A 20846-nucleotide genomic window follows, 5' to 3' on the forward strand; every position below is an offset into this window, starting at 1 on the left:
TCAGCCTTCCTCGGACATGGGAATGCGCACGTCCCGCTCGGCGGCCACCTCGACGGCACGGTCGTAGCCGGCGTCGACGTGGCGGATGACGCCCATCCCGGGATCGTTGGTCAGCACGCGCTCGATCTTCGCAGCAGCGAGGTCGGTGCCGTCGGCGACGCACACCTGGCCGGCGTGGAGGGAACGGCCCATGCCGACGCCCCCGCCGTGGTGGATCGACACCCACGTCGCACCGGAGGCGGTGTTGACCAGCGCGTTGAGCAGCGCCCAGTCGGCGATCGCGTCGGAGCCGTCGAGCATCGCCTCCGTCTCGCGGTACGGCGACGCGACGGATCCGCAGTCGAGGTGGTCGCGGCCGATCACGATCGGCGCCTTCAGCTCGCCGGAGGCGACCATCTCGTTGAACTTCAGCCCGGCCAGGTGGCGTTCGCCGTACCCGAGCCAGCAGATCCGGGCCGGCAGGCCCTGAAAGTGCACCCGCTCCTGGGCCATGCCGATCCACTTGTGCAGACGGGCATTGTCCGGGAAGAGCTCGAGGATCGCCCTGTCCGTGGCGGCGATGTCGGCCGGGTCCCCCGACAGCGCGGCCCAGCGGAACGGTCCCTTGCCCTCGCAGAACAGCGGCCGGATGTAGGCCGGCACGAAGCCCGGGAACTCGAAGGCCCGGTCGTACCCGCCCTTGCGGGCCTCGTCGCGGATCGAGTTGCCGTAGTCGAAGACCTCCGCGCCAGCGTCCTGGAACTCCACCATCGCCCGCACGTGCGTGGCCATCGAGGCCTGGGCGTCCTTGGTGAAGCCCGCCGGGTCGGCCTGCGCCCGCTGGTGCCACTCCTCGAACGGGACGCCGAGCGGCAGGTAGGACAACGGGTCGTGGGCCGAGGTCTGGTCGGTCACGATGTCGATCGGGGCCTCGATCTCCAGCAGGCGCGGGAAGATCTCGGCGGCATTGCCGAGCAGGCCGATCGACAGGGCGCGGCGCTCGTCGCGGGCCGCGACGGCCAGCTCCAGGGCGTGGTCGAGCGAATCGGCCTGCACGTCGAGGTAGCGGTGCTCGATGCGCCGCTTGATGCGGGTGTCGTCGACGTCGACGCAGATCGCGACGCCGTCGTTCATGGTGACGGCGAGGGGCTGCGCACCACCCATGCCGCCGAGACCGGCGGTGAGGGTGATCGTGCCGGCGAGGGTGCCCTGGAAGCGCTTGTCGGCGACGGCGGCGAAGGTCTCGAAGGTGCCCTGCAGGATGCCCTGCGTGCCGATGTAGATCCATGAACCGGCCGTCATCTGGCCGTACATCGTCAGGCCGAGCTCCTCGAGGCGACGGAACTCCTCCCAGTTCGCCCAGTCGCCGACCAGGTTGGAGTTGGCGATCAGGACTCGCGGCGCCCACTCGTTGGTGCGCATGACACCGACCGGCTTGCCGCTCTGCACGAGCATCGTCTCGTCGTCCTCGAGGTCGCGCAGGGTGCGGACCAGGGCGTCGTACGCCTCCCAGTTGCGTGCGGCCTTGCCGGTGCCGCCGTACACGACGAGGTCCTCGGGACGCTCGGCGTTCTCCGGGTCGAGGTTGTTCATCAGCATCCGCAGCGGTGCCTCGGTCTGCCACGACTTCGCGGTCAGCTCGGTGCCGGTGGCGGCGTGGATGGGCAGGCGCGGGTTGGGCGTGGTCACTGGAGTTCTCCGATCACGGCGGCGACGGCGGCGGTGACCGCGCGGCTGAGGACGAGCTGGTGGGCGGATTCGATCTCGGGGGCGAGGAAGCGATCGGTGCCGGGACCGCCGACGCCGGCGTCGCGCAGCAGCGCCACGACCGCGCCGGTGGCCGGGCTGGGGACCAGCGGGGCCCGGAGGTTCAGGCCGCGGGCCGCGGTCATCAGCTCGATGGCGAGCACCCGGCGCAGGCCGTCGATCGACCGACGCAGCTTGCGGGCCGAGGACCAGCCCATCGAGACGTGGTCCTCCTGCATGGCGCTGGACGGGATCGAGTCGACGCTGGCGGGAGCGGCGAGCCGCTTGAGCTCGGAGACGACGGCGGCCTGGGTGTACTGCGCGATCATCAGGCCGGAGTCGACACCGGGATCGTCGGCGAGGAACGGCGGCAGGCCGTGGTTGCGGGCCTGGTCGAGGAAGCGGTCCGTACGACGCTCGGCGATCGAGGCGACGTCGGCCGCGACGATCGCGAGGAAGTCCAGGACGTAGGCCACCGGTGCGCCGTGGAAATTGCCGTTGCTCTCGAGTCGGCCCGACTCGGGCAGCACCACCGGGTTGTCGACGGCGGAGGCCAGCTCGCGCGACGCCACGGTCGCGGCGTGGGCGACAGTGTCGCGCGCGGCGCCGTGCACCTGGGGTGAGCACCGCAGGGAGTAGGCGTCCTGGACGCGGTGGCACTGTGTCTCACTTCCGGGGGAGCCGCGGTGCGAGGCCACGACACCGGAGTCGCGCAGCAGCGCGGTCAGGTTGGCAGCCGACAGCGCCTGGCCCGGGTGTGGCCGGATCGCCTGGAGCTCGGGCGCGAACACCCGATCGGTACCGAGCTGTCCCTCGACCGACATGGCGGCGGAGATGTCGGCGACCTGCAGCAGGTCGGTCAGGTCGTGGATCGCGAGCACCAGCATGCCGAGCATCCCGTCGGTGCCGTTGATCAGCGCGAGTCCCTCCTTCTCCTGCAGCTGGATCGGCTCCAGGCCGGCCGCCGCGAGGGCACTCGCGGCGTCGGTGAGCCCACCGTCGGCCGTCCGGACCGGCCCCTCGCCCATCAGCGCCAGCGCGCAGTGGGCCAGCGGGGCGAGGTCGCCGGAACAGCCGAGCGAGCCGTACTCGTGGACGACCGGGGTGATCTGGTGCGTCAGCAGCGCTGCGATGAGCTGCGCGGTCTCGCGGCGTACGCCGGTGTGGCCGGTCGCCAGCGTCGAGAGCCGCAGCAGCATGAGCGCCCGGACCACCTCGCGCTCGACCTCGGGTCCGCTGCCGGCGGCGTGCGAGCGCACCAGGGATCGTTGCAGCTGGGCACGGAGCTCGGGCGCGATGTGGCGCGTGGCCAGGGCACCGAACCCGGTCGAGACGCCGTACGCCGGCGTGGGTGACGCCGCGAGCTCGTCGACCACGGCTCGCGCCCGGTCGATCGCCGCCAGCGCCTCCGCGCCCACCTCGACGCTGGCACCCTCTCGCGCCACGGCCACCACGTCCTCGAACGACACCGGTCCGGTCCCGACGATCACTGTCTGCATGAGTCGATTCCACCGCGGACGACTGGCGCGCGCCAGTGTGTCGCGCGATGATGTGTCTCGTATCCGAGACAGGAGCAGACGTGGCACAGGTACCGGCGGCGACGAGGACACTGCGCGTCCTCAGGTTCCTCGCGACCCAGCCGGAACCGGTGCCCGGCGACCGGATCGCGCGCGAGCTCGGGATCCCCCGCTCCACGACCTACCACCTGCTGCAGACGATGGCGGACGAGGGTTTCGTGGTGCACCTCGCCGACGATCATGCCTGGGGCCTGGGCGTCGCGGCCTTCGAGGTCGGCAGCGGCTATGCCCGCCAGGCGCCCCTGCAGCGGATCGCCCGGCGTCCGCTGGCCACGCTGGTCGACCGGACCGGGCACAGTGCCCACCTGGCCGTCCCCCACGGTCGCGACGTGCTCTACGTCGTCGAGGAGCGGGCACCGGGTCGCCCACCGCTGGTGACCGACGTCGGCGTACGACTCCCGTCCCACCTCACCGCGAGCGGGCGCGCGATCCTCGCCCACCTGCCGGCCAACCAGGTGCGGGCGCTCTATCCGGACCGGTCCGCCTTCGTCGACCGCACCGGTCTCGGACCGGGTTCACCGACCGCGTTGCGCTCGGTGCTGGCCGAGACCCGCCGGCGCGGACACGCGATCGAGGACGGCGAGGTCTCCCCCGGAACCGCCAGCGTCGCAGCGGCCGTGCTGGACCACAACGCACTGCCGGTCGCCGGTGTCGCGATCACCTACCCAGTCGACGAGCGCACGCCCGTCGACCGCGATGCGCTCGCCGTTGCGGTCACGGCGACCGCGGCGGCCCTCACCCGCCGCCTGCACGGCCGCTGACCTCGCGCCCCGTTGTCGGTAGTCCCGGGTCAAAAGCACCGGATCGGACCGATCGAGGGTGCTTTTGACCCGGGACTACCGCGCGCGGGACTACCGCGGCCGACGAACCCGGTCCCACCACCAGTCGAAGCAGTCAGGGTGCGTCCCCGCCTCCCCCGCCCTCGTGTACGCCGCCGCCATCACCCGCCCGACCTCGCCGAGCAGCTCGACCCGGGCGTCACCCTCGGCCGCCTGCGCGCGACGGGCCAGGTCGGCGCCGACTGCCCACGCGCTGCGGTCGGCGGGGAGCGGGAGGGCGGCGAACTGTCGGGCGCTGACCTTGACCGAGCCGGGCGACAACCCGGTGCCGAGGTAGCGCGCTGCTGCGTGTGCGACGACCGGCGGGGCGAGGGTGAGGGCGAGCAGGCGCCACACGTCGGCCGGGTCGTGCGGGGCGACGCTGAGGACGGGCACCGACGGGAGCCAGGCGCCGGCCTCGTCGGCCACGGCCTCGATCACCCGGCCCTGTCCGGCGACGAGCAGCTTGGGCACCAGCCGCGCATCGGCCCATCCGGCGAGTCGGCCGTCGGCGCGCAGCGCGTCGAGGTCGACCGACGGGGCGTCGTACCCACGGCGCGCGAAGCGGGTGGCGGTGCGCCCCCAGCGGAGCTCAGCGGGATCGATCAGGCCACTGGTGACGAGGGGCGTGCCGCCCGGGAGACCGTCGCGGACGAAGGGTTCGAGTCCGTAGTACTGGTCACGGAAGTCGGCCGTGCACGTGGCGAGGTCGCCGACCTGTCCGTGCGTCACGGGCAGGGACACCGCAGGGATGTCGAAGGTCGGCGCCGCCAGCGCACCCCAGGCGTCCGGGTCCGAGCCGTCCGGGCCCGAACCCCCTGCGCCGATCCGCACCACCGGCACGCACGTGAGCACCGGGGTCCCGTCGAAGACCGGCGTCCGGGAGCACCAGAAGTCGGTGATCGACCCCGCAGCGGCGACGGCGGAGCGGACGGGTCCGGCGTCGCGGGCGGCGAGGACCGAGAGCGGCTGGACGAGCGCGACGACTCCCCCGGCCCCGACGAGGTCGAGGGCACGGTGGAGGAACACCGCACTGGTGTCGGTGTAGGCGCCCAGCCCACGGCGGCGTGGTTCCGACTGTCCCGACGTACGGCGGCGCAGCTGGCCCAGGAACGGCGGGTTGCCCACGACGGCGTCGAACCTGCGCCCCGCCCAGACCTCGAGGCCGTCGCCGACGACGACCTGTCGGGCGATGTCGGCTGTCGGGACGGACGGGTCCTCGGCGGCGAGCCGCTCACGGGCGATCCGCACCGCCTCCGGGTCGAGGTCGGAGCCGTGAACCGCCCGGACACCGACCCGACGTGCGGCGGCGACCAGGAAGTGACCGGTCCCGCACGCGGGGTCGAGCACGCTGGCCGCCGAACCGGCGGTCAACGCCCGGTCCAGGATCCAGTCGACGAGGTCGGGCGGGGTGTAGAACGCGCCGCGGCGACGGCGCTCGTCCGGTCGGTCGACGGAGAGCTCCTGCTCGTAGGCGGAGGCGAGGTCCGCCGTCCGCTCCCGCTCCTCCGACACACCCCGACACTAGTGTCGAAGCCAGTGACCTTGCCCGACCCTGTTATAGTCATCTTGACTACAACATCGAGGAGCACCGCGATGGACCGCACCGGACTGCTGACCGACCGCTACGAGCTGACCATGCTCGACTCCTTCGTCCGGGACGGCAGTGCCGGGCGACCTGCGGTCTTCGAAGCCTTCGCCCGCCGCCTCCCCGAGGGACGCCGCTACGGCATGCTCGCCGGCCTGGGCCGACTGCTGTCGGGCATCGAGAACTTCACCTTCGACGCCGACGAGGTCGCCTGGCTCCAGGAACAGGGAGTGATCGGCGACGCCACCGCCGCCTACCTGCGGGACTTCCGCTTCCGCGGCGACATCGACGGCTACCGCGAGGGCGACCTCTACTTCCCGGGCAGTCCGGTCCTCACCGTGACGGGCACCCTGGGCGAGGGCGTCGTCCTCGAGACGCTCGTGCTGAGCATCCTCAACCACGACACCGCCATCGCGAGCGCGGCCGCCCGCATGGTCGACGCCGCGGGCGATCGCCCGATCATCGAGATGGGCGGACGTCGTACCCACGAGGAGGCCGCGGTCGCCACCGCACGGGCCGCCTACCTGGCCGGATTCGGCTCGACGAGCAACCTCGCCGCGGGTCGCAGGTTCGGCGTTCCGACCGCCGGCACCGCCGCCCACGCCTTCACCCTCGCCCACGCCAGCGAGGCCGAGGCGTTCCGCAGCCAGGTCGACGCCCTCGGCGTGGGGACGACGCTGCTGGTCGACACCTACGACATCGAGCAGGGCATCCGCACGGCCGTCGAGGTCGCCGGCCCCGGGCTCGGTGCGATCCGGATCGACTCGGGCGATCTCGCCGAGGAGGCCCACAAGGCCCGGATCCTGCTCGACGAGCTCGGCGCGACCGGCACCCGGATCGTGGTGACCAGCGACCTCGACGAGTTCGTCATCGCCGCCCTCGCCGACGCCCCGATCGACGGCTACGGAGTCGGCACCCGGGTCGCGACCGGCTCGGGCCACCCGACCGCGAGCATGGTCTACAAGCTCGTCGCCATCGCCGACGGCCCCGGCGCGACCCTGCGACCGGTGGCGAAGAAGTCCAAGGACAAGGCGTCGGTCGGCGGGCGCAAGCACCCGTTCCGCGAGTACGACGCCGCCGGACTCCTCCTCGCCGAGACCTACACCCGCGACGGAGCCAGCACCCCCACCGGATCGGCGACGCAGGTCCCACTGGTCCGCGCCGGCGAGGTCGTGCACCGGCCGAGCCTGGCCGAGGTCCGCACCTTCGCCGCCTCCGCGCTCGCCACCCTGCCCCCCGACGTCCGGGGCGTCGCCGCCGGACCGGCCCACCTCAGCGCCACCCCCTTCGAGGACCCCGCTGCTCTCGCACAGCCCGCCCCAGGAAAGGAAGGCACCATGAACGACTCCACCCGCGCACTCATCGTCGTCGACGTGCAGAACGACTTCGTCGAAGGCGGATCGCTCGGCGTCGACGGCGGTCGTGAGGTCGCCGGCCGGATCACCCAGCACCTCCTCGACCACGCGGCGGAGTACGTCGTGGTGGCCGCCTCGCGGGACTGGCACCACTCGGACGACAGCAACGGCGGGCACTTCCACCAGCCCGGCGAGGACCCGGACTACGTGACCACCTGGCCGGTCCACTGCGTCCAGGGCCAGCCCGGCTCGGACTACGCACCCGAGCTCGCGACCGACGCCGTGACCCACCACGTGGTCAAGGGCATGGGCGTCCCGGCGTACTCCGCCTTCGAAGGGGTCACCGACGCCGGCGAGCGACTCGCGGACGTGCTCCGCGACGCGGGCGTCAGCCACGTCGACGTCACCGGGATCGCCACCGACCACTGCGTGCGGGCCACCGCCCTCGACGCCCGCGAGGCCGGCTTCGAGGTACGCCTCCTCGCAGGCCTGCACGCCGGCGTCGCGCCGCAGACCTCGGCCGCGGCCCTCGAGGAGATGGCGAGCGCAGGGGTGGAGGTCCAGCGATGACCACCTGGCCCCCGTTCGCCGTGGCCGTCGACCTGGCCATCTTCACCATCCGTGACGGCGCCCTCGCGGTGCTGCTGGTCGAGCGCGGCGAGGAACCGTTCGCCGGGTCGTGGGCCCTGCCCGGCGGGTTCGTCGAGCCCGACGAGGACGCTGAGCAGGCCGCCTGGCGCGAGCTGCGCGAGGAGACCGGTGTCGAGCGCTTCCCCGGCCACCTCGAGCAGCTCCGGACCTACTCCGCCCCCGACCGCGACCCGCGGATGCGTGTCGTCTCGGTCGCCCACGTCGCCCTCGCCCCTGGCCTGCCCGAACCGCAGGCCGGCACGGACGCCGCCGACGCCCGGTGGTGGGTCGTGGAGGACCTGCTCGACGAGGACGGCCCCACGCTGGCCTTCGACCACCGCCAGATCCTGCTCGACGCCCGCGAGCGGGTACGCGCCAAGCTCGAGTACACGACCCTGGCGACCGAGTTCGTCGCCGAGCCGTTCACCCTGCCCGAGCTGCGCCGCGTGTACGCCGCCGTCTGGGGCGCTCCCCCGGACCTCGGCAACTTCCGCCGCAAGGTGCTCGGCACCGAGGGGTTCGTGGTCGCCACCGACACCCACGGCGAGCCGACGGAGAGTGGCGGGCGGCGGGCGCTGCTCTACCGGCGGGGTCCGGCGGGCGTCGTCCAACCGCCGATGGTGCGGGGCTGATCTCGCTTGTAACTAAGGGTTCATGTCGATGTCCACAGGTCACAGCGCCCGGGTAGGTGCTTGGACACGTAGTTACAAGCGGCGACCGCGTCTGCAACCAATTGGTTGACAAAGGCCGCCGGGAAGCGTTTACTCAACCACATGGTTGACAACGACGATCGGCTGACGCTGGTCTTCGGGGCGCTCGCCGACCCGACGCGCCGCGACATGGTGGCTCGGCTCACCGCCGGCGACGCCACGGTCGGCGAGCTCGCCGCGCCGTACGACGTGTCGCTGCAGGCCGTCTCCAAGCACCTCAAGGTGCTCGAGGAGGCCGGCCTGGTGAGTCGCAGCCGCGACGCGCAGCGCCGACCGGTCCACCTGGATGCGGAGGTGTTCGACCTGATGACCAAGTGGATCGAGCGTCACCGAGCCCGGGTCGAGGAGCGCTACCAGCGCCTCGACCAGGTCCTCGCCCGGCTGCAGGACCAGGACGCCAGCACCTCCCCCAACACCGACACCGACATCGACACCGCCGCCGGGGACACCCCCCACGCCGAAGGAGCATGACGATGGACACCAGCACCACCCACCCCGGCACCACCATCGAGGCCGACCCCGATGTCCCGACCGTGCGCATCGTGCGCGAGTTCGACGCTCCCCGCGAGCTGGTCTACCGGGCCCACGTGGAGCCCGAGCTGGTCAGGCAGTGGCTGGGCCCGCACTCCATCGGGATGGACATCGACGTCTGGGACATCCGCACCGGAGGCGAGTACCGCTACACCGCCACCCGCGACGGCGAGGAGGTCGCGCACTTCTACGGCGCCGTCCACCGCGTCACCGAGAACGAGAGGATCGTGCAGACCTTCGGCTTCGAGGAGATGCCCGACGCGGTCAGCCTCGACACGCTGGTCCTGACCGAGCTGCCCGGCGGGCGCACGCGCCTCGAGGCGCTCTCGGTCGTCTACGACTTCGAGTCGCGGGCCGGGATGCTCGCCAGCGGCATGGAGGTCGGCGTCAACGAGGGGTACGACGCCCTCGACACCCTCCTCGCCGAGATGACCGCAGCGCAGGGTGGGACCGAGTGATCCCCGCCGAGCCCGCAGCCGAGCACCGCACCATCGCGGGGGTCTTCACCAGGCGGACCAGGGGCGTCGCTCCCAGCCAGTGGTCCTCCCCCTCCCCCGTCGCCGAGTGGCAGGCCCGCGACGTCGTGCGCCACCTCGTCGAGTGGTTCCCCCACTTCCTCACCGGCGGCTGCGACATCCAGCTCCCCGCCGGACCGTCGGTGGACGAGGACCCGGTGGCGACCTGGGAGCACCACGCCGCCGCGGTCCAGGCCGTGCTCGACGACCCGGCCAGTGCGGACGTGACCTTCGCCCACCCGCACCTCCCCGAGATGCCGCTGCCCCGGGCGATCGCGCAGTTCTACACGAACGACGTCTTCATGCACACCTGGGACCTTGCCCGCGCGACCGGTCAGGACGACACCCTCGACCCGGCTCGTTGCGAGGAGATGCTCCGGGGCATGGAGCCGATGGACGAGATGCTGCGCCAGAGCGGCCAGTACGGCCCGCGGGTGCCCGTCGCGGACGACGCGTCATGGCAGGACAGGCTGATGGGGTTCATCGGGCGCGACCCCGCCTGGTCGCCGTGACGATTCAGCGAATCACGCCGCTGCGGAAGGTGTAGACGAGGTCGCGGTAACCTCGGCGCTCGACGATGATCCGCGCCTTGATCCGCTTGCCGCGGTACGCACGGAGGACCTTGAGCTCCGGTCGGGTCGTTCCGATGCGGCGTGACCCGACCGTCCAGACGATGCGGGTCGTAACGACCCCCGGGTCGTAGGTTCCGCGCCGGACGCGGATCGTCTGCCCGACCCGGTTCGCCGCCACCAACCGGGGCGCAACCGTTGGACGGATGAGGCACGCGGAAGCGGGAAATGACAGGTCCCTCACCGCCGACTGCCCAGCAAGGACGTCGACGTGGACGATGCCGGCCAGGTCCTTCGGCCCTTGAAACATGGCGGGGGTGTCGCAGTAGACGCGGAAGCTGTAACGCCCGGGCTGCAGCCCCGTGAGGTTGAAGGTGCCGCCAGCCGAGGTCAGGAAGTAGTGCACCTCGTCGTCGGAATAGGCGTAGTCCGGTGACACCGAGTCCACACGGATAGGTTTGCCCGCCAACGCCATTCCATCGAGCCGGACAGTGCCGCGAACCTGTGCGGTGGCGGCGAGAGACCCGTCCTGGTCGGCGATCGTGACGCCCTCATTCACCACGACGCGCCGGGCCGAGGACAGCCGGAAACCCCCGCCGAGGAACGTCGCGGCATGGCGCCGGTCCGAAGTCCGGAACCCGAGCGTGTAGATGCCGGGGCGCAAGCCGCTCAGCTCGTACGCTCCGGAGCTGTCAGTCCAAGAATCGGCGATTCCGATCCAGTCGCCGGACTCCAGGGCCATCGCCTGGACCCGGACACCGGAGGCTGGCGCCCCGGCCAGGTCCGACACACTTCCAGTGATGGTTGCCGTCGCCGTCAGGACGGCGTCGATTCCTGACGTCACCCGGCCCGAGCGAACGAGGACACGAGGCGCCTTGAACGGATCCAGCGAGTCGTCGAAGTACTCCTCGACGTACCCGCTCCCGTTGAAATGCACCAGGTGCTCCCCCGGTGTCACCGGAGCCAACGTGTAGGTGCCGTCGGCGGCAGTCGTGGCATGTACCTGAGGTCCCTCTCCAGCCGCCCGCAACTTCACCCCCGAAAGCGGGAGTCCGCTCGCGTCGGTCACCCGCCCGGAGATGCTCCCCGGGGGCGCCACCCGGATCTCTCCGAGGGACGTCACGTCCGCGGGCGCGACGACGACCGGAGTCGACAACTGGCGGCTCGCGGCGTCCGAGAACCACTCCTCCACGGAGTACTCCGCACGGACGACCACGCGGTAGGTTCCGGCCGACAGCCCCCGGACCTCGAATCGCCCGTCGGGCGCAATGGTCACCCGACCAGCATCGTCGTCGGCCAGTCCGCGGTACACCTGCACCGAACCGAAAGCAACGGGTCCGCGCCCGTCGTCGAACACGACGCGGCCGGTCAGGCTGGAAGACTTCACCAGGCTCGCGTCGATGCCGCCGATCGTCGCTCGCGACGGCACCCCGATCCACGCTGCCGTGGCCCAGGTGCTCTTGTCGGACCAGTACTCGGGCAGGTGGCTCTGGTCCGGTGTGAACTGCACCCGGTAGCGGCCGGCCTCCAGGCCGCCGACGTCGTAGGACCCGTCTGCCGCCGTCCTCGCCGAACGCGCTGTCTGAGGTGCGCCGTCGATGTCCGTCGTCAACACCTGCACTCGGACGCCGGCCATCGGAGACCGATCGACATCGGATCTGACCGAGCCCTTGACGTGGCCGGCGCGTGGCAGACGAAGCACGATCTCGCGGGTCTCACCGGGACCGACGACGATGTCGGTCGCAGCGAAGACGTCGGTCGCCCCGCCGTACCACCTGCCGACGTAGTCGTGAGTGGTCAAGACGTTGAGCCGGTACTTCCCGGGTGTCACCCCCACATAGATGCGACCGTCGGCCGAGGTCTTGGGATCCCCGAGGTCGACCGGTCCCCACGACCTCGTGCCGTACTCACGAGCAAGGCCCCATGGGGCGTTGGAGACCGGGGCGCCGGTCACGTCATCGACCACCGTCACGTGGATGGACCCGTAGTCGACGGCGCGGACCGGTGCCGCGAATCCGAGCGTCAGTCCGGAGGCCAGGAAGACCACCAAGGACGCGACCACGGCTGGGACTCGAAGACAACTCACGGCAGGCCCTTTCGACCGCGCCTCGGGAGCTGAGGCCAGACCAGAATAGGCGGTCGTGGCGCATTCCGTTCGCCGTTTCAGCAGGCCATCACCAGTTCCGAAACCAGTTCGGCGATGTCGGCGATCCGGCCTAGCCTGCTGTCATGGCGTACGACGAGGTGCTGGCCGCGCGGATCCGCGACCTGGTGACCGGCGAGGAGACACTCGACGGCCACGAGGTCACGGAGAAGAAGATGTTCGGCGGACTCGGCTTCCTGGTCGGCGGCCACCTGGCGGTGGCGGCCAGTGGCCAGGGCGGACTGATGGTCCGCATCGACCCGGCGGACAGCGAGGATCTCCTCACGAGCACGTCCGCCCGCCCGATGGAGATGCGCGGCCGCGAGATGTCCGGCTGGCTCCGCGTCGACGACGCCGACCTGCGGGATGAGGCCGGCCTGGCCAGCTGGGTGACCCGCGGGACGGCGTACGCCGCGTCCCTGCCCGCGAAGTGAGGGCCTTCTGGGCGGCCCTGCCCACCGAGGGGCGCTGGCTGCTCTCGACCGTCGCGATCCAGACCCTGGGGCGCGGCCTCACCCTGCCGTTCACGCTGATCTACCTGCACGAGGTGCGCGGCTTCGACCTCGGCCTGTCCGGCACCCTGATGGCACTGATCGCCATCGTCGGCCTGCTGGTCACCGGACCGGGTGGCGCGCTGACCGACCGGTACGGCGCCCGGGCGGTCCTGCTCGTCGGCATCGTCGCGATGATCGTCGGCAACACCCTGCTCGCCTTCGCGACGACACCGGCCCTCGCGGCGGTGGCGCTGATCCTCATCGGGTTCAACTTCGGCGTCTCCTGGCCCGCCTTCAACGCCCTGATCGCCGCTGTCGTCCAGGGCGACCTCCGCCAGCAGTACTTCGGCATCAACTTCGCCCTGGTCAACCTCGGCATCGGGGTCGGTGGCATCGTCGGCGGCCTCTTCGCCAACGTCGACCGGCCCGACACGTTCACCATGATCTTCCTCGGCGACGCCGCCTCGGGACTGATCCCGATGGCCCTGTTGCTCGGGCCGCTGCGCCACGTCCACGGCCGGGCCGAGCGCGCCGCCGACGACGACACCACCGGCAGCTACCTCGCGATCCTGCGGGAACCGGCCGTGCGCTGGCTGACCGCGCTGACCTTCGTCGCGATGTTCCTCGGCTACGGCCAGCTCGAGGCCGGACTGCCGGCGTACTCCCGTCAGGTCGGTGAGGTCTCGACCCGGACCATCGGGCTCGCCTTCGCCGTCAACACGGCCGTCATCGTGATCCTGCAGTTCTCGGTGCTCTCGCGGATCAGCGGGCGGAGGCGGACGCGTGTGATCGTGGTGATGGCGCTGATCTGGGCAGCCGCGTGGGGCCTGCTGGGGATCGCGGGCGCGTCCCCGGGCGGCGGCATCGCCATCGCCGGCGTGCTCGGCTTCATGGCGGTGTTCGCCCTCGGCGAGACCCTCCTCCAGCCGACGGTCCCGGCGATCACCAACGATCTCGCGGACGACCACACCCGTGGTCGCTACAACGCCGTCAGCGCTGCGGCCTTCCAGTGCGGCGCGATCGCCGGGCCGGTCGTGGCCGGCTTCCTGCTCGAGCACGACCTCGCCGGCGTCTACATCGCCGCGATGGTCACCGGGTGCGCCGCCATCGCTGGCATGGCGCTCGTCCTGGAACGCCACGTGCCCGACACGGCCAACGGTGTCAAGGTTCCCGACGGTACGTCGGGCGCCGAGTCCCTCAGCTGACCGGCGCGGTCTCCGCCGGCGCGGTCTCCGCCAGCACGGGCTCGGCGAACCACAGCGTCCGGTGCGACCAGTCCCCCGGGCCGCGCCGCTGTCCGGAACACACCACGATCACGACCTCCGGCGGGCCGTCCTTCGCGGACCATCCCGGCGCCCCGTCCTCGACGCGCACCTCCCGGCGCTCGGAGACCCGGTAGCACGCGACCTTCCCGGGACGCCCCAACCGCAGCTCGTCGCCGACCTCGAGCTCGGCGAGCAACCGATTGCCCATCGCGGAGCCGTCCGGCCAGGTGTGGGTGTTCAGCAGGACGTGGCCCTCGTCCGAGCCGGGCTCGATGCCACCGAGGTCCCAGGCGAAGACCTCCTTGTCGGCGATCGGCGGGACCCCGGGAACGCCGGCGCCGTCGCGCGGCAGGCCCACGACCGCGGCCCGGCCGGTGACGCCCTCGACGCTGATGGTGGTCGGCACGAAGCCGGCCCGCGCCTGGGTCGCACACGGGTCGACGGGAGGCGTCGGCGTGGGAGTCGGGGTGGGGGTGGGTACGGCGACGGGGGCAGGCTCGGCGGCCGGCGGCGGCCCGACGTCCTCGCGGGAGAGCCACCACGCCATCAGCGCGACCAGCACGACCGCAGCCGAGAGCGCCACGATCATCTGCGCGGTACGACGTCGCCTCTCCTCCACCCGACCATTGTGGACCCGCTGTCGGTGGCGTGCGCGAGGATGGAGGAATGCAGGGAGATCCCGACCCGCTGGCCGCCTTCAGCGCACCGACCCGGACCTGGTTCCGGGCCGCGTTCGCCGAGCCGACTCCGGCACAGGCCGGGGCGTGGGACTCCATCGGCCAGGGTCGCCACACGCTCGTCGTGGCGCCCACGGGGTCCGGCAAGACCCTCAGCGCCTTCCTCGCCTCGATCGACCGGCTGCTGACCACGCCCGTCCCCGAGGACAAGCTCCGGCGGACCCGCGTGCTCTACGTCTCGCCGCTCAAGGCGCTGGCCGTCGACGTCGAACGCAACCTCCGCGCCCCCCTGATCGGGATCCGCCAGACCGCTGCTCGTCTCGGCGGACCGGAGCTGCCGGAGGTCACCGTCGGGATCCGCTCCGGTGACACCGCTCCGGCCGACCGGCGCCGGCTGGCGACCCGCCCGCCCGATGTCCTGATCACCACTCCCGAGTCGCTCTTCCTCATCCTGACCAGTCAGGCCCGCGAGACCCTGCGCGGCATCGAGACCGTCATCCTCGACGAGGTCCACGCCGTGGCAGGCACCAAGCGCGGCGCGCACCTGGCGGTCAGCCTCGAGCGCCTCGACGCACTGCTCGCGACCCCCGCCCAGCGGGTCGGCCTGTCCGCGACCGTGCGGCCCGCCGAAGAGGTCGCCCGGTTCCTCGGCGGCAACGCCCCGGTCGAGATCGTCGCGCCGCCGGCCCACAAGGAGTGGGACCTGCGGGTCGAGGTCCCGGTCGAGGACATGACCGAGCTCGGCAAGGTGGTCGACGACCTCGAGGACCCGACCGCCCCTCCTGCACGCGCCAGCATCTGGCCCCACGTGGAGCAACGTGTCGCCGAGCTCATCGGCGAGCACCGCTCGACGATCGTGTTCACCAACGGCCGCCGCACCGCGGAGCGGCTCACCGCGCGGCTCAATGAGATCTCCGCCGAGGCGTCGGCCGACGGACTCGCCCCGCCGGCGCAGATCATGGCGCAGTCGGGGGTCTCGGCCGGCTCACCCCCGGTGCTCGCGCGCACCCACCACGGCTCGGTGTCGAAGGAGCAGCGCGCGCAGGTGGAGGACGACCTCAAGGCCGGCCGGCTGCCCGCCGTGGTCGCCACCAGCAGCCTCGAGCTCGGCATCGACATGGGTGCCGTCGACCTGGTCCTGCAGATCGCGTCGCCACCGAGCGTCGCGAGCGCCCTGCAGCGCGTCGGTCGCGCCGGTCACCAGGTCGGCGAGACCTCGCGCGGGATCTTCTTCCCTCAGCACCGCGGTGACCTCGCCCCCGCGGCGGTCTCGGTCGCCCGGATGCGCACCGGCGGGATCGAGGAGCTCCGGATCCCGGCCAACCCCCTCGACGTGCTCGCCCAGCAGGTGGTCGCAGCCACCTCCATCGAGGAGTGGGACGTCGAGGAGCTCTTCGACCTGGTCCGCCGCGCTGCGCCCTACGCCCACCTCCCCCGCGCCGCCTACGACGCCGTCCTCGACCTCCTCGCCGGGCGCTACCCGAGCGACGAGTTCGCCGAGCTCCGACCGCGCGTCACCTGGGACCGCGTGAGCGGGCGCATCGTCGGCCGCCCCGGCGCCCAGCGCCTGGCCGTGACCAGCGGAGGCACCATCCCCGACCGCGGCCTGTACGGCGTGTTCCTCGTCGGCGAGGGCGCCAACCGACGGGTCGGCGAGCTCGACGAGGAGATGGTCTACGAGAGCCGCGTCGGCGACGTCTTCGCCCTCGGTGCCACGAGCTGGCGCATCGAGGACATCACCCGCGACCAGGTCATCGTGACGCCCGCTCCCGGCGTTCCCGGCCGCCTGCCGTTCTGGAAGGGCGACACCGCAGGCCGGCCCACCGAGCTCGGCGAGGCGATCGGCGCCTTCACCCGCGAGCTCGTGGCACTGCCCGACGCCGTTGCCGAGCAGCAGGCCCGCGACATCGGCCTGGACGACAACGCCGCCGGCAACCTCCTGACCTATCTCCGCGAGCAGGTCGAGGCGACGCGGGTCCTGCCCAGCGACACGACCGTGCTCGTCGAGCGCTTCCGCGACGAGCTCGGCGACTGGCGCCTCGCCGTGCACTCCCCCTACGGCACGGCCGTCCACGCCCCCTGGGCGCTGGCGATCAACGCGCGCCTGCGGGAGAGGTACGGCGTCGACGGCCAGGCGATGGCGTCCGACGACGGCATCGTGATCCGGATTCCCGACACCGACGCCGAGCCTCCGGGCGCCGACCTGATCACCTTCGAGGCCGACGAGATCGAGGAGATCGTGACCCGCGAGGTCGGCGGCTCCGCGCTGTTCGCGGCCCGTTTCCGCGAGTGCGCCGCCCGCGCCCTGCTGCTCCCGCGCCGCGACCCGGGCCGCCGGTCCCCCCTGTGGCAGCAGCGCCAGCGCGCGGCCGCTCTGCTCGAGGTCGCCGCCCGCTACCCGTCCTTCCCGATCATCCTCGAGACGATCCGCGAGGTGCTCAACGACGTCTACGACCTTCCGGGCCTGACCACGCTGCTGCGCCGCGTCGACCAGCGCGAGATCACGGTCACCGAGATCGAGACGACCCAGCCGTCGCCGTACGCCCGCACGTTGATGTTCGGCTACGTCGCCCAATTCGTCTACGAGGGCGACTCCCCGCTCGCCGAACGCCGTGCGGCTGCGCTGACTCTCGACCAGGGCCTCCTCGCCGAGCTCCTCGGACGCGCAGAGCTGCGTGAGCTCCTCGATCCCGACGTCCTCGCCGAGGTGGAGGCCGAGCTCCAGCGCACCGTCCCCGAGCGCCGTGCCCGCGACGCGGAGGGTGTCGCCGACCTGCTGCGGCTGCTCGGTCCGCTGAGTGTCGCCGAGGTCGTGGCCCGCTCCCGTGACGATGCCCCGGTCCCGGACTGGCTGGCCGACCTGAGGGCCAGTCGTCGGGTGGTTCCGGTGCGCACGGCCCAGGGTGAGGCCTGGGCCGCGGTGGAGGACGTCGCCCGTCTGCGTGACGGGCTCGGCGTCCCGGTCCCGCCCGGCACCCCGGTCACCTTCACCGAGCCGGTCGAGGACCCGCTGGCCGACCTGATCGGGCGCTACGCCCGCACCCACGGCCCGTTCACCGCGGACCAGGTCGCCACCCGGTTGGGGCTGGGCATCGCGGTCGTGCGCCACACCCTGCAACGCCTGGAGGCACGCGGACGTGTCCTGTCCGGCGAGTTCCGACCGGTGGGGGCCGGCGAGGAGTGGTGCGACGTCGAGGTGCTGCGCCGTCTCCGCCGTCGCTCGCTCGCCCGGCTGCGGCACGAGATCGAGCCCGTCGAGCCGACCACCCTGGCCCGCTTCTCGGTGGCATGGCACGCGATCTCGTCGGGCGGGACCAGCGGCAAGGGCCTGCGGGGCATCGACGGACTGCTGCGCACCGTCGAGCAGCTCGCCGGTGCGTCCGTCCCTGCCAGCGCCCTCGAGCCACTGGTCCTCGGGACCCGGGTGCGGGACTACGAACCCGCCCTCCTCGACGAGCTGACCGCGACCGGCGAGGTCCTGTGGGCCGGGCACGGCGCGCTCCCCGGCAGCGACGGCTGGGTCTCGCTGCACCTGGCCGACCGTGCCCACCTCACCCTCCCGGCACCGCAGGCCGTGGCCGATCCGCTGCAGCAGCGGGTCCTCGACGTGCTCGCCCCCGGCGGTGCCTGGTTCTTCCGCCAGGTGGCCGACCAGGTCGCCCGCGCGGCCATCGACGCCGGTGACACCGCGCCGACCGACGACGCCCTGAGCGCCGCGCTGTGGGGCCTGGTCTGGTCCGGGCACCTCACCAACGACACCCTCACCCCGCTCCGCGCCCTGACCCGGAGCGGCCGCGCCGCCCACCGGACGCGGCGCGCCGCTCCCCGCCCGGGCCGCGTCGCCCGCACCGGTCCGCCGGAGACCGCCGGCCGCTGGGCACTGCTGCCGGCGATCGACCCCGATCCGACCCGCCGGGCCCACGCACTCGCCGAGCAGCTGCTCGACCGGCACGGAGTGGTGACCCGGGGCGCGGTGGCCAACGAGCGTGCGCCGGGCGGATTCGCCGCGGTCTACAAGGTCCTGAGCGCCTTCGAGGACTCCGGCCGTTGCCGGCGGGGCTACTTCGTCGAGGGCCTCGGGGCAGCACAGTTCGGCACCCCCGGCGCCGTGGACCGCCTCCGCACCTTCACCTCCACCGACGACGACAAGGCGGTCGCCGTGGCGTTGGCGGCCACCGACCCGGCACAGCCTTTCGGTGCTGCCCTCCCCTGGCCCGACGCGTCCCGCGGTGAAGGTGAATCGGCCGGCCACCGACCGGGCCGCAAGGCCGGTGCGCTCGTGGTTCTCGTCGACGGCGCGCTCGTCCTCTACGTCGAGCGCGGCGGGCGCACCCTGTTGACCTGGACCGATGATCCCGATGTCCTCACCCCGGCGGCGGAGGCGCTGTCGTCGGCCGTACGACGCGGCAGCCTGGGACAGCTCACCGTCGAGAAGGCCGACGGTGCCGCCCTGCTCGGCAGCGGCAGCCCGTTGCGCGATGCCCTCGCCGCAGCCGGGTTCGTCGCCACTCCCCGGGGTCTGCGGGTCCGTGCCTGAGGGCGACGCGGTCCGGCGTACGGGCGACCGACTCGACCGTGCCCTCGCCGGGCAGGTCCTGACCGCCTCGGACCTGCGCGTGCCCGCACTGGCGACCACCGACCTCACCGGCGCCCTGGTCGAGCGCACCCACACCCACGGGAAGCACCTGCTGACCCGAGTCGTCCCGACCAGCGGGCCGCCGCTGACCCTCCACACGCACCTCAAAATGGAGGGCAGCTGGCGAGTCGCGGCGGCAGGCGAGCGTCGCCCCGGCCCGGCCGCCGATGCCCGGGTGATCCTCACGACGGCACGCGTCGTCGCGGTCGGCCTCCGCCTCGGACTGGTGGAGCTCCTCCCCACTGCCGAGGAACACACCGTCATCGGCCATCTCGGCCCGGACCTGCTCGGCCCCTGGACCGACCAGGACCGGTCCGAGGCCGTCGCCCGTCTGGTCGCCGATCCCGACCGCGTCCTGGGCGAGGCCCTGCTCGACCAGCGGGTCGTCGCCGGGATCGGCACGATCTGGCTGGCCGAGAGCTGTTTCGTCGCCGGGGTGTGTCCGATCGGTCCCGTCGCCCAGGTCGCCGATCCGGCACGTTTCCTCCACCGAGCCCGCACCATGCTGCAGTCCGCAATGCTCACCGGTCGCCCGGTCACCACCGGCGATCGCCGCGACCCGGTGTGGGTCTACCGCCGGCACCGGCAGCCCTGCAAGCGATGTGGCACCACGCTGGTCAGCGGACAGGTCGGCGTCGCGCCGCGGGAGCGCACGACCTACTGGTGCCCGCGATGCCAACCGGCACCACCGGACAGGACCTGATCGGGTCCGCAGCGCCGGATCAGGCGGCGGAGGCCACGACCTGGCCAGTACGACGCGGGGCGATCGGCGTCGGGGCCGAGGCGATCAGCGCGGCCTCCTCGAGCGCGACGGCGTCGGCGACCTCGCGGAGCACGTCGGAGAGCGGCATCTCGAGCGCGTCGCACAGCGAGGAGAGCAGCTCGGAGGAGGCTTCCTTCTGGCCACGCTCGATCTCGGAGATGTAGCCCAGGCTCACCCGGGCAGCTCCCGAGACCTCACGCAGGGTCAGACCGAGCTCGGCGCGGCGACTGCGAAGAATGTCACCGAGCGAGCGGCGAAACAGCACCATCTCGATCTCCTCTCCCCTGCTCGTGGTCGGGTACTGGACCCAACGCTACCGGAGCCCCGAATCTTCCGGCCCCGAAATGTCCATCCCGACGTCACGACGAGGTGGTCAGGCCGATCATGTCAGCCAGGGCCGACAGTGCGTGGTCGACACTCGCTTCCTGGATCGTGAAGCGGTCCCCCGAGAGCCTCAGGGCGAGGACCTCGGCGCCGTCCGGCCCGGCGATGCCCACGAACACCGTGCCGACCGCCTGGTCCTCCTGACGGTCGGGACCGGCCACGCCCGTGGTGCTGAGGGCGTAGGTCGTGCCCAGCAGACGGCGCGCACCTTCGGCCATCTCGACGGCGCACTCGGCCGAGACGACGCCGTGTCGCTCGACCGTCTCCGCGGCGACGCCGAGCACGTCGACCTTGATCCGGGTCCAGTAGCTGACCACTCCCCCGACGAAAACGGCGGAGGACCCTGCGACATCGGTCATCCGGGCCGCGAGCCGTCCTCCCGTCAGCGACTCGGCGCAGGCGAGGGTGGCGTCACGCTCGCGCAGCGCATGGACAAGCAGCTCGGCCGGCGATCCCACGTGACGAT

17 protein-coding genes are annotated in these 20846 nt (G+C 72.3%); 10 read left to right on the forward strand and 7 right to left on the reverse strand.

From position 1 onward, the window contains the following. Positions 1–1668, reverse strand: a complete 1668-nt coding sequence (gene hutU, locus ASE01_RS20680) for a urocanate hydratase (protein WP_056757110.1) — start codon at positions 1666–1668, stop codon at positions 1–3. Then, positions 1665–3224 carry a histidine ammonia-lyase gene (gene hutH, locus ASE01_RS20685; protein WP_056757113.1) on the reverse strand — a complete coding sequence of 520 codons (1560 nt, stop codon included), beginning with the start codon at positions 3222–3224 and terminating at the stop codon, positions 1665–1667. The genes hutU and hutH overlap by 4 nt, the downstream gene beginning before the upstream one ends. Before the next feature lie 80 nt (positions 3225–3304). On the opposite strand from hutH, the gene ASE01_RS20690 reads away from it, so the two are divergent. Further along, the gene (locus tag ASE01_RS20690) at positions 3305–4063 is read left to right on the forward strand and encodes an IclR family transcriptional regulator (RefSeq protein WP_056757116.1); all 759 of its coding nucleotides are present in this window, start codon (positions 3305–3307) and stop codon (positions 4061–4063) included. 90 nt (positions 4064–4153) lie between these two features. Here the strand turns inward: ASE01_RS20690 and ASE01_RS20695 are convergent, their stop codons facing one another. Beyond that, the gene (locus tag ASE01_RS20695; protein ID WP_056757119.1) at positions 4154–5635 is read right to left on the reverse strand and encodes an N-6 DNA methylase; all 1482 of its coding nucleotides are present in this window, start codon (positions 5633–5635) and stop codon (positions 4154–4156) included. Between the two features lie 24 nt (positions 5636–5659). On the opposite strand from ASE01_RS20695, the gene ASE01_RS25610 reads away from it, so the two are divergent. The 5 genes from ASE01_RS25610 to ASE01_RS24850 all read left to right on the forward strand — a co-directional run bounded on the left by ASE01_RS25610 (position 5660) and on the right by ASE01_RS24850 (position 9961). Continuing rightward, positions 5660–7633: a nicotinate phosphoribosyltransferase gene (locus tag ASE01_RS25610; RefSeq protein WP_414858542.1), complete on the forward strand. Its 1974-nt coding sequence runs from the start codon at positions 5660–5662 to the stop codon at positions 7631–7633. Further along, positions 7630–8325: an NUDIX hydrolase gene (locus ASE01_RS20705; protein WP_056757123.1), complete on the forward strand. Its 696-nt coding sequence runs from the start codon at positions 7630–7632 to the stop codon at positions 8323–8325. Before ASE01_RS25610 ends, ASE01_RS20705 begins: the two co-directional genes overlap by 4 nt. Before the next feature lie 141 nt (positions 8326–8466). Beyond that, positions 8467–8874, forward strand: a complete 408-nt coding sequence (locus ASE01_RS20710; RefSeq protein ID WP_056757125.1) for an ArsR/SmtB family transcription factor — start codon at positions 8467–8469, stop codon at positions 8872–8874. Between the two features lie 2 nt (positions 8875–8876). Next, complete coding sequence (locus ASE01_RS24845) at positions 8877–9392, forward strand: SRPBCC family protein (protein ID WP_056757129.1); 516 nt, start codon at positions 8877–8879, stop codon at positions 9390–9392. Beyond that, entirely contained in the window at positions 9389–9961 is a 573-nt protein-coding gene (locus ASE01_RS24850) for a TIGR03086 family metal-binding protein (RefSeq protein ID WP_056757132.1), read from the forward strand. The genes ASE01_RS24845 and ASE01_RS24850 overlap by 4 nt, the downstream gene beginning before the upstream one ends. A 4-nt stretch (positions 9962–9965) precedes the next feature. Here ASE01_RS24850 and ASE01_RS20725 read toward each other — a convergent pair whose 3' ends face one another. Continuing rightward, on the reverse strand, positions 9966–12080 hold the full coding sequence (locus ASE01_RS20725) for a collagen binding domain-containing protein (protein WP_056757135.1): 2115 nt from the start codon (positions 12078–12080) through the stop codon (positions 9966–9968). A 167-nt stretch (positions 12081–12247) separates the two neighbouring features. On the opposite strand from ASE01_RS20725, the gene ASE01_RS20730 reads away from it, so the two are divergent. Continuing rightward, complete coding sequence (locus tag ASE01_RS20730; protein WP_056757139.1) at positions 12248–12595, forward strand: TfoX/Sxy family protein; 348 nt, start codon at positions 12248–12250, stop codon at positions 12593–12595. Then, positions 12592–13860 (forward strand): MFS transporter, encoded by a 1269-nt coding sequence (locus ASE01_RS20735; RefSeq protein WP_235536138.1) that lies wholly within the window; start codon positions 12592–12594, stop codon positions 13858–13860. Before ASE01_RS20730 ends, ASE01_RS20735 begins: the two co-directional genes overlap by 4 nt. Here ASE01_RS20735 and ASE01_RS20740 read toward each other — a convergent pair. Next, positions 13853–14539: a class F sortase gene (locus ASE01_RS20740; protein ID WP_200958937.1), complete on the reverse strand. Its 687-nt coding sequence runs from the start codon at positions 14537–14539 to the stop codon at positions 13853–13855. The genes ASE01_RS20735 and ASE01_RS20740 overlap by 8 nt on opposite strands. A gap of 47 nt (positions 14540–14586) precedes the next feature. Here ASE01_RS20740 and ASE01_RS20745 point away from each other — a divergent pair, with 47 nt between their 5' ends. Together ASE01_RS20745 and ASE01_RS20750 are read left to right on the forward strand one after the other, a co-directional pair. Continuing rightward, positions 14587–19134 (forward strand): ATP-dependent helicase, encoded by a 4548-nt coding sequence (locus ASE01_RS20745; RefSeq protein ID WP_056757148.1) that lies wholly within the window; start codon positions 14587–14589, stop codon positions 19132–19134. Continuing rightward, positions 19127–19936, forward strand: a complete 810-nt coding sequence (locus ASE01_RS20750) for a DNA-formamidopyrimidine glycosylase family protein (RefSeq protein WP_056757151.1) — start codon at positions 19127–19129, stop codon at positions 19934–19936. The genes ASE01_RS20745 and ASE01_RS20750 overlap by 8 nt, the downstream gene beginning before the upstream one ends. Before the next feature lie 19 nt (positions 19937–19955). Here ASE01_RS20750 and ASE01_RS20755 read toward each other — a convergent pair whose 3' ends face one another. Together ASE01_RS20755 and ASE01_RS20760 are read right to left on the reverse strand one after the other, a co-directional pair. Continuing rightward, positions 19956–20264, reverse strand: a complete 309-nt coding sequence (locus ASE01_RS20755; protein WP_056757154.1) for a helix-turn-helix domain-containing protein — start codon at positions 20262–20264, stop codon at positions 19956–19958. 91 nt (positions 20265–20355) lie between these two features. Then, positions 20356–20838: a CinA family protein gene (locus tag ASE01_RS20760; RefSeq protein WP_056757157.1), complete on the reverse strand. Its 483-nt coding sequence runs from the start codon at positions 20836–20838 to the stop codon at positions 20356–20358. Positions 20839–20846: the final 8 nt, after the last annotated feature.

It is taken from the genome of Nocardioides sp. Root190, assembly GCF_001428565.1.
Lineage (GTDB): Bacteria > Actinomycetota > Actinomycetes > Propionibacteriales > Nocardioidaceae > Nocardioides.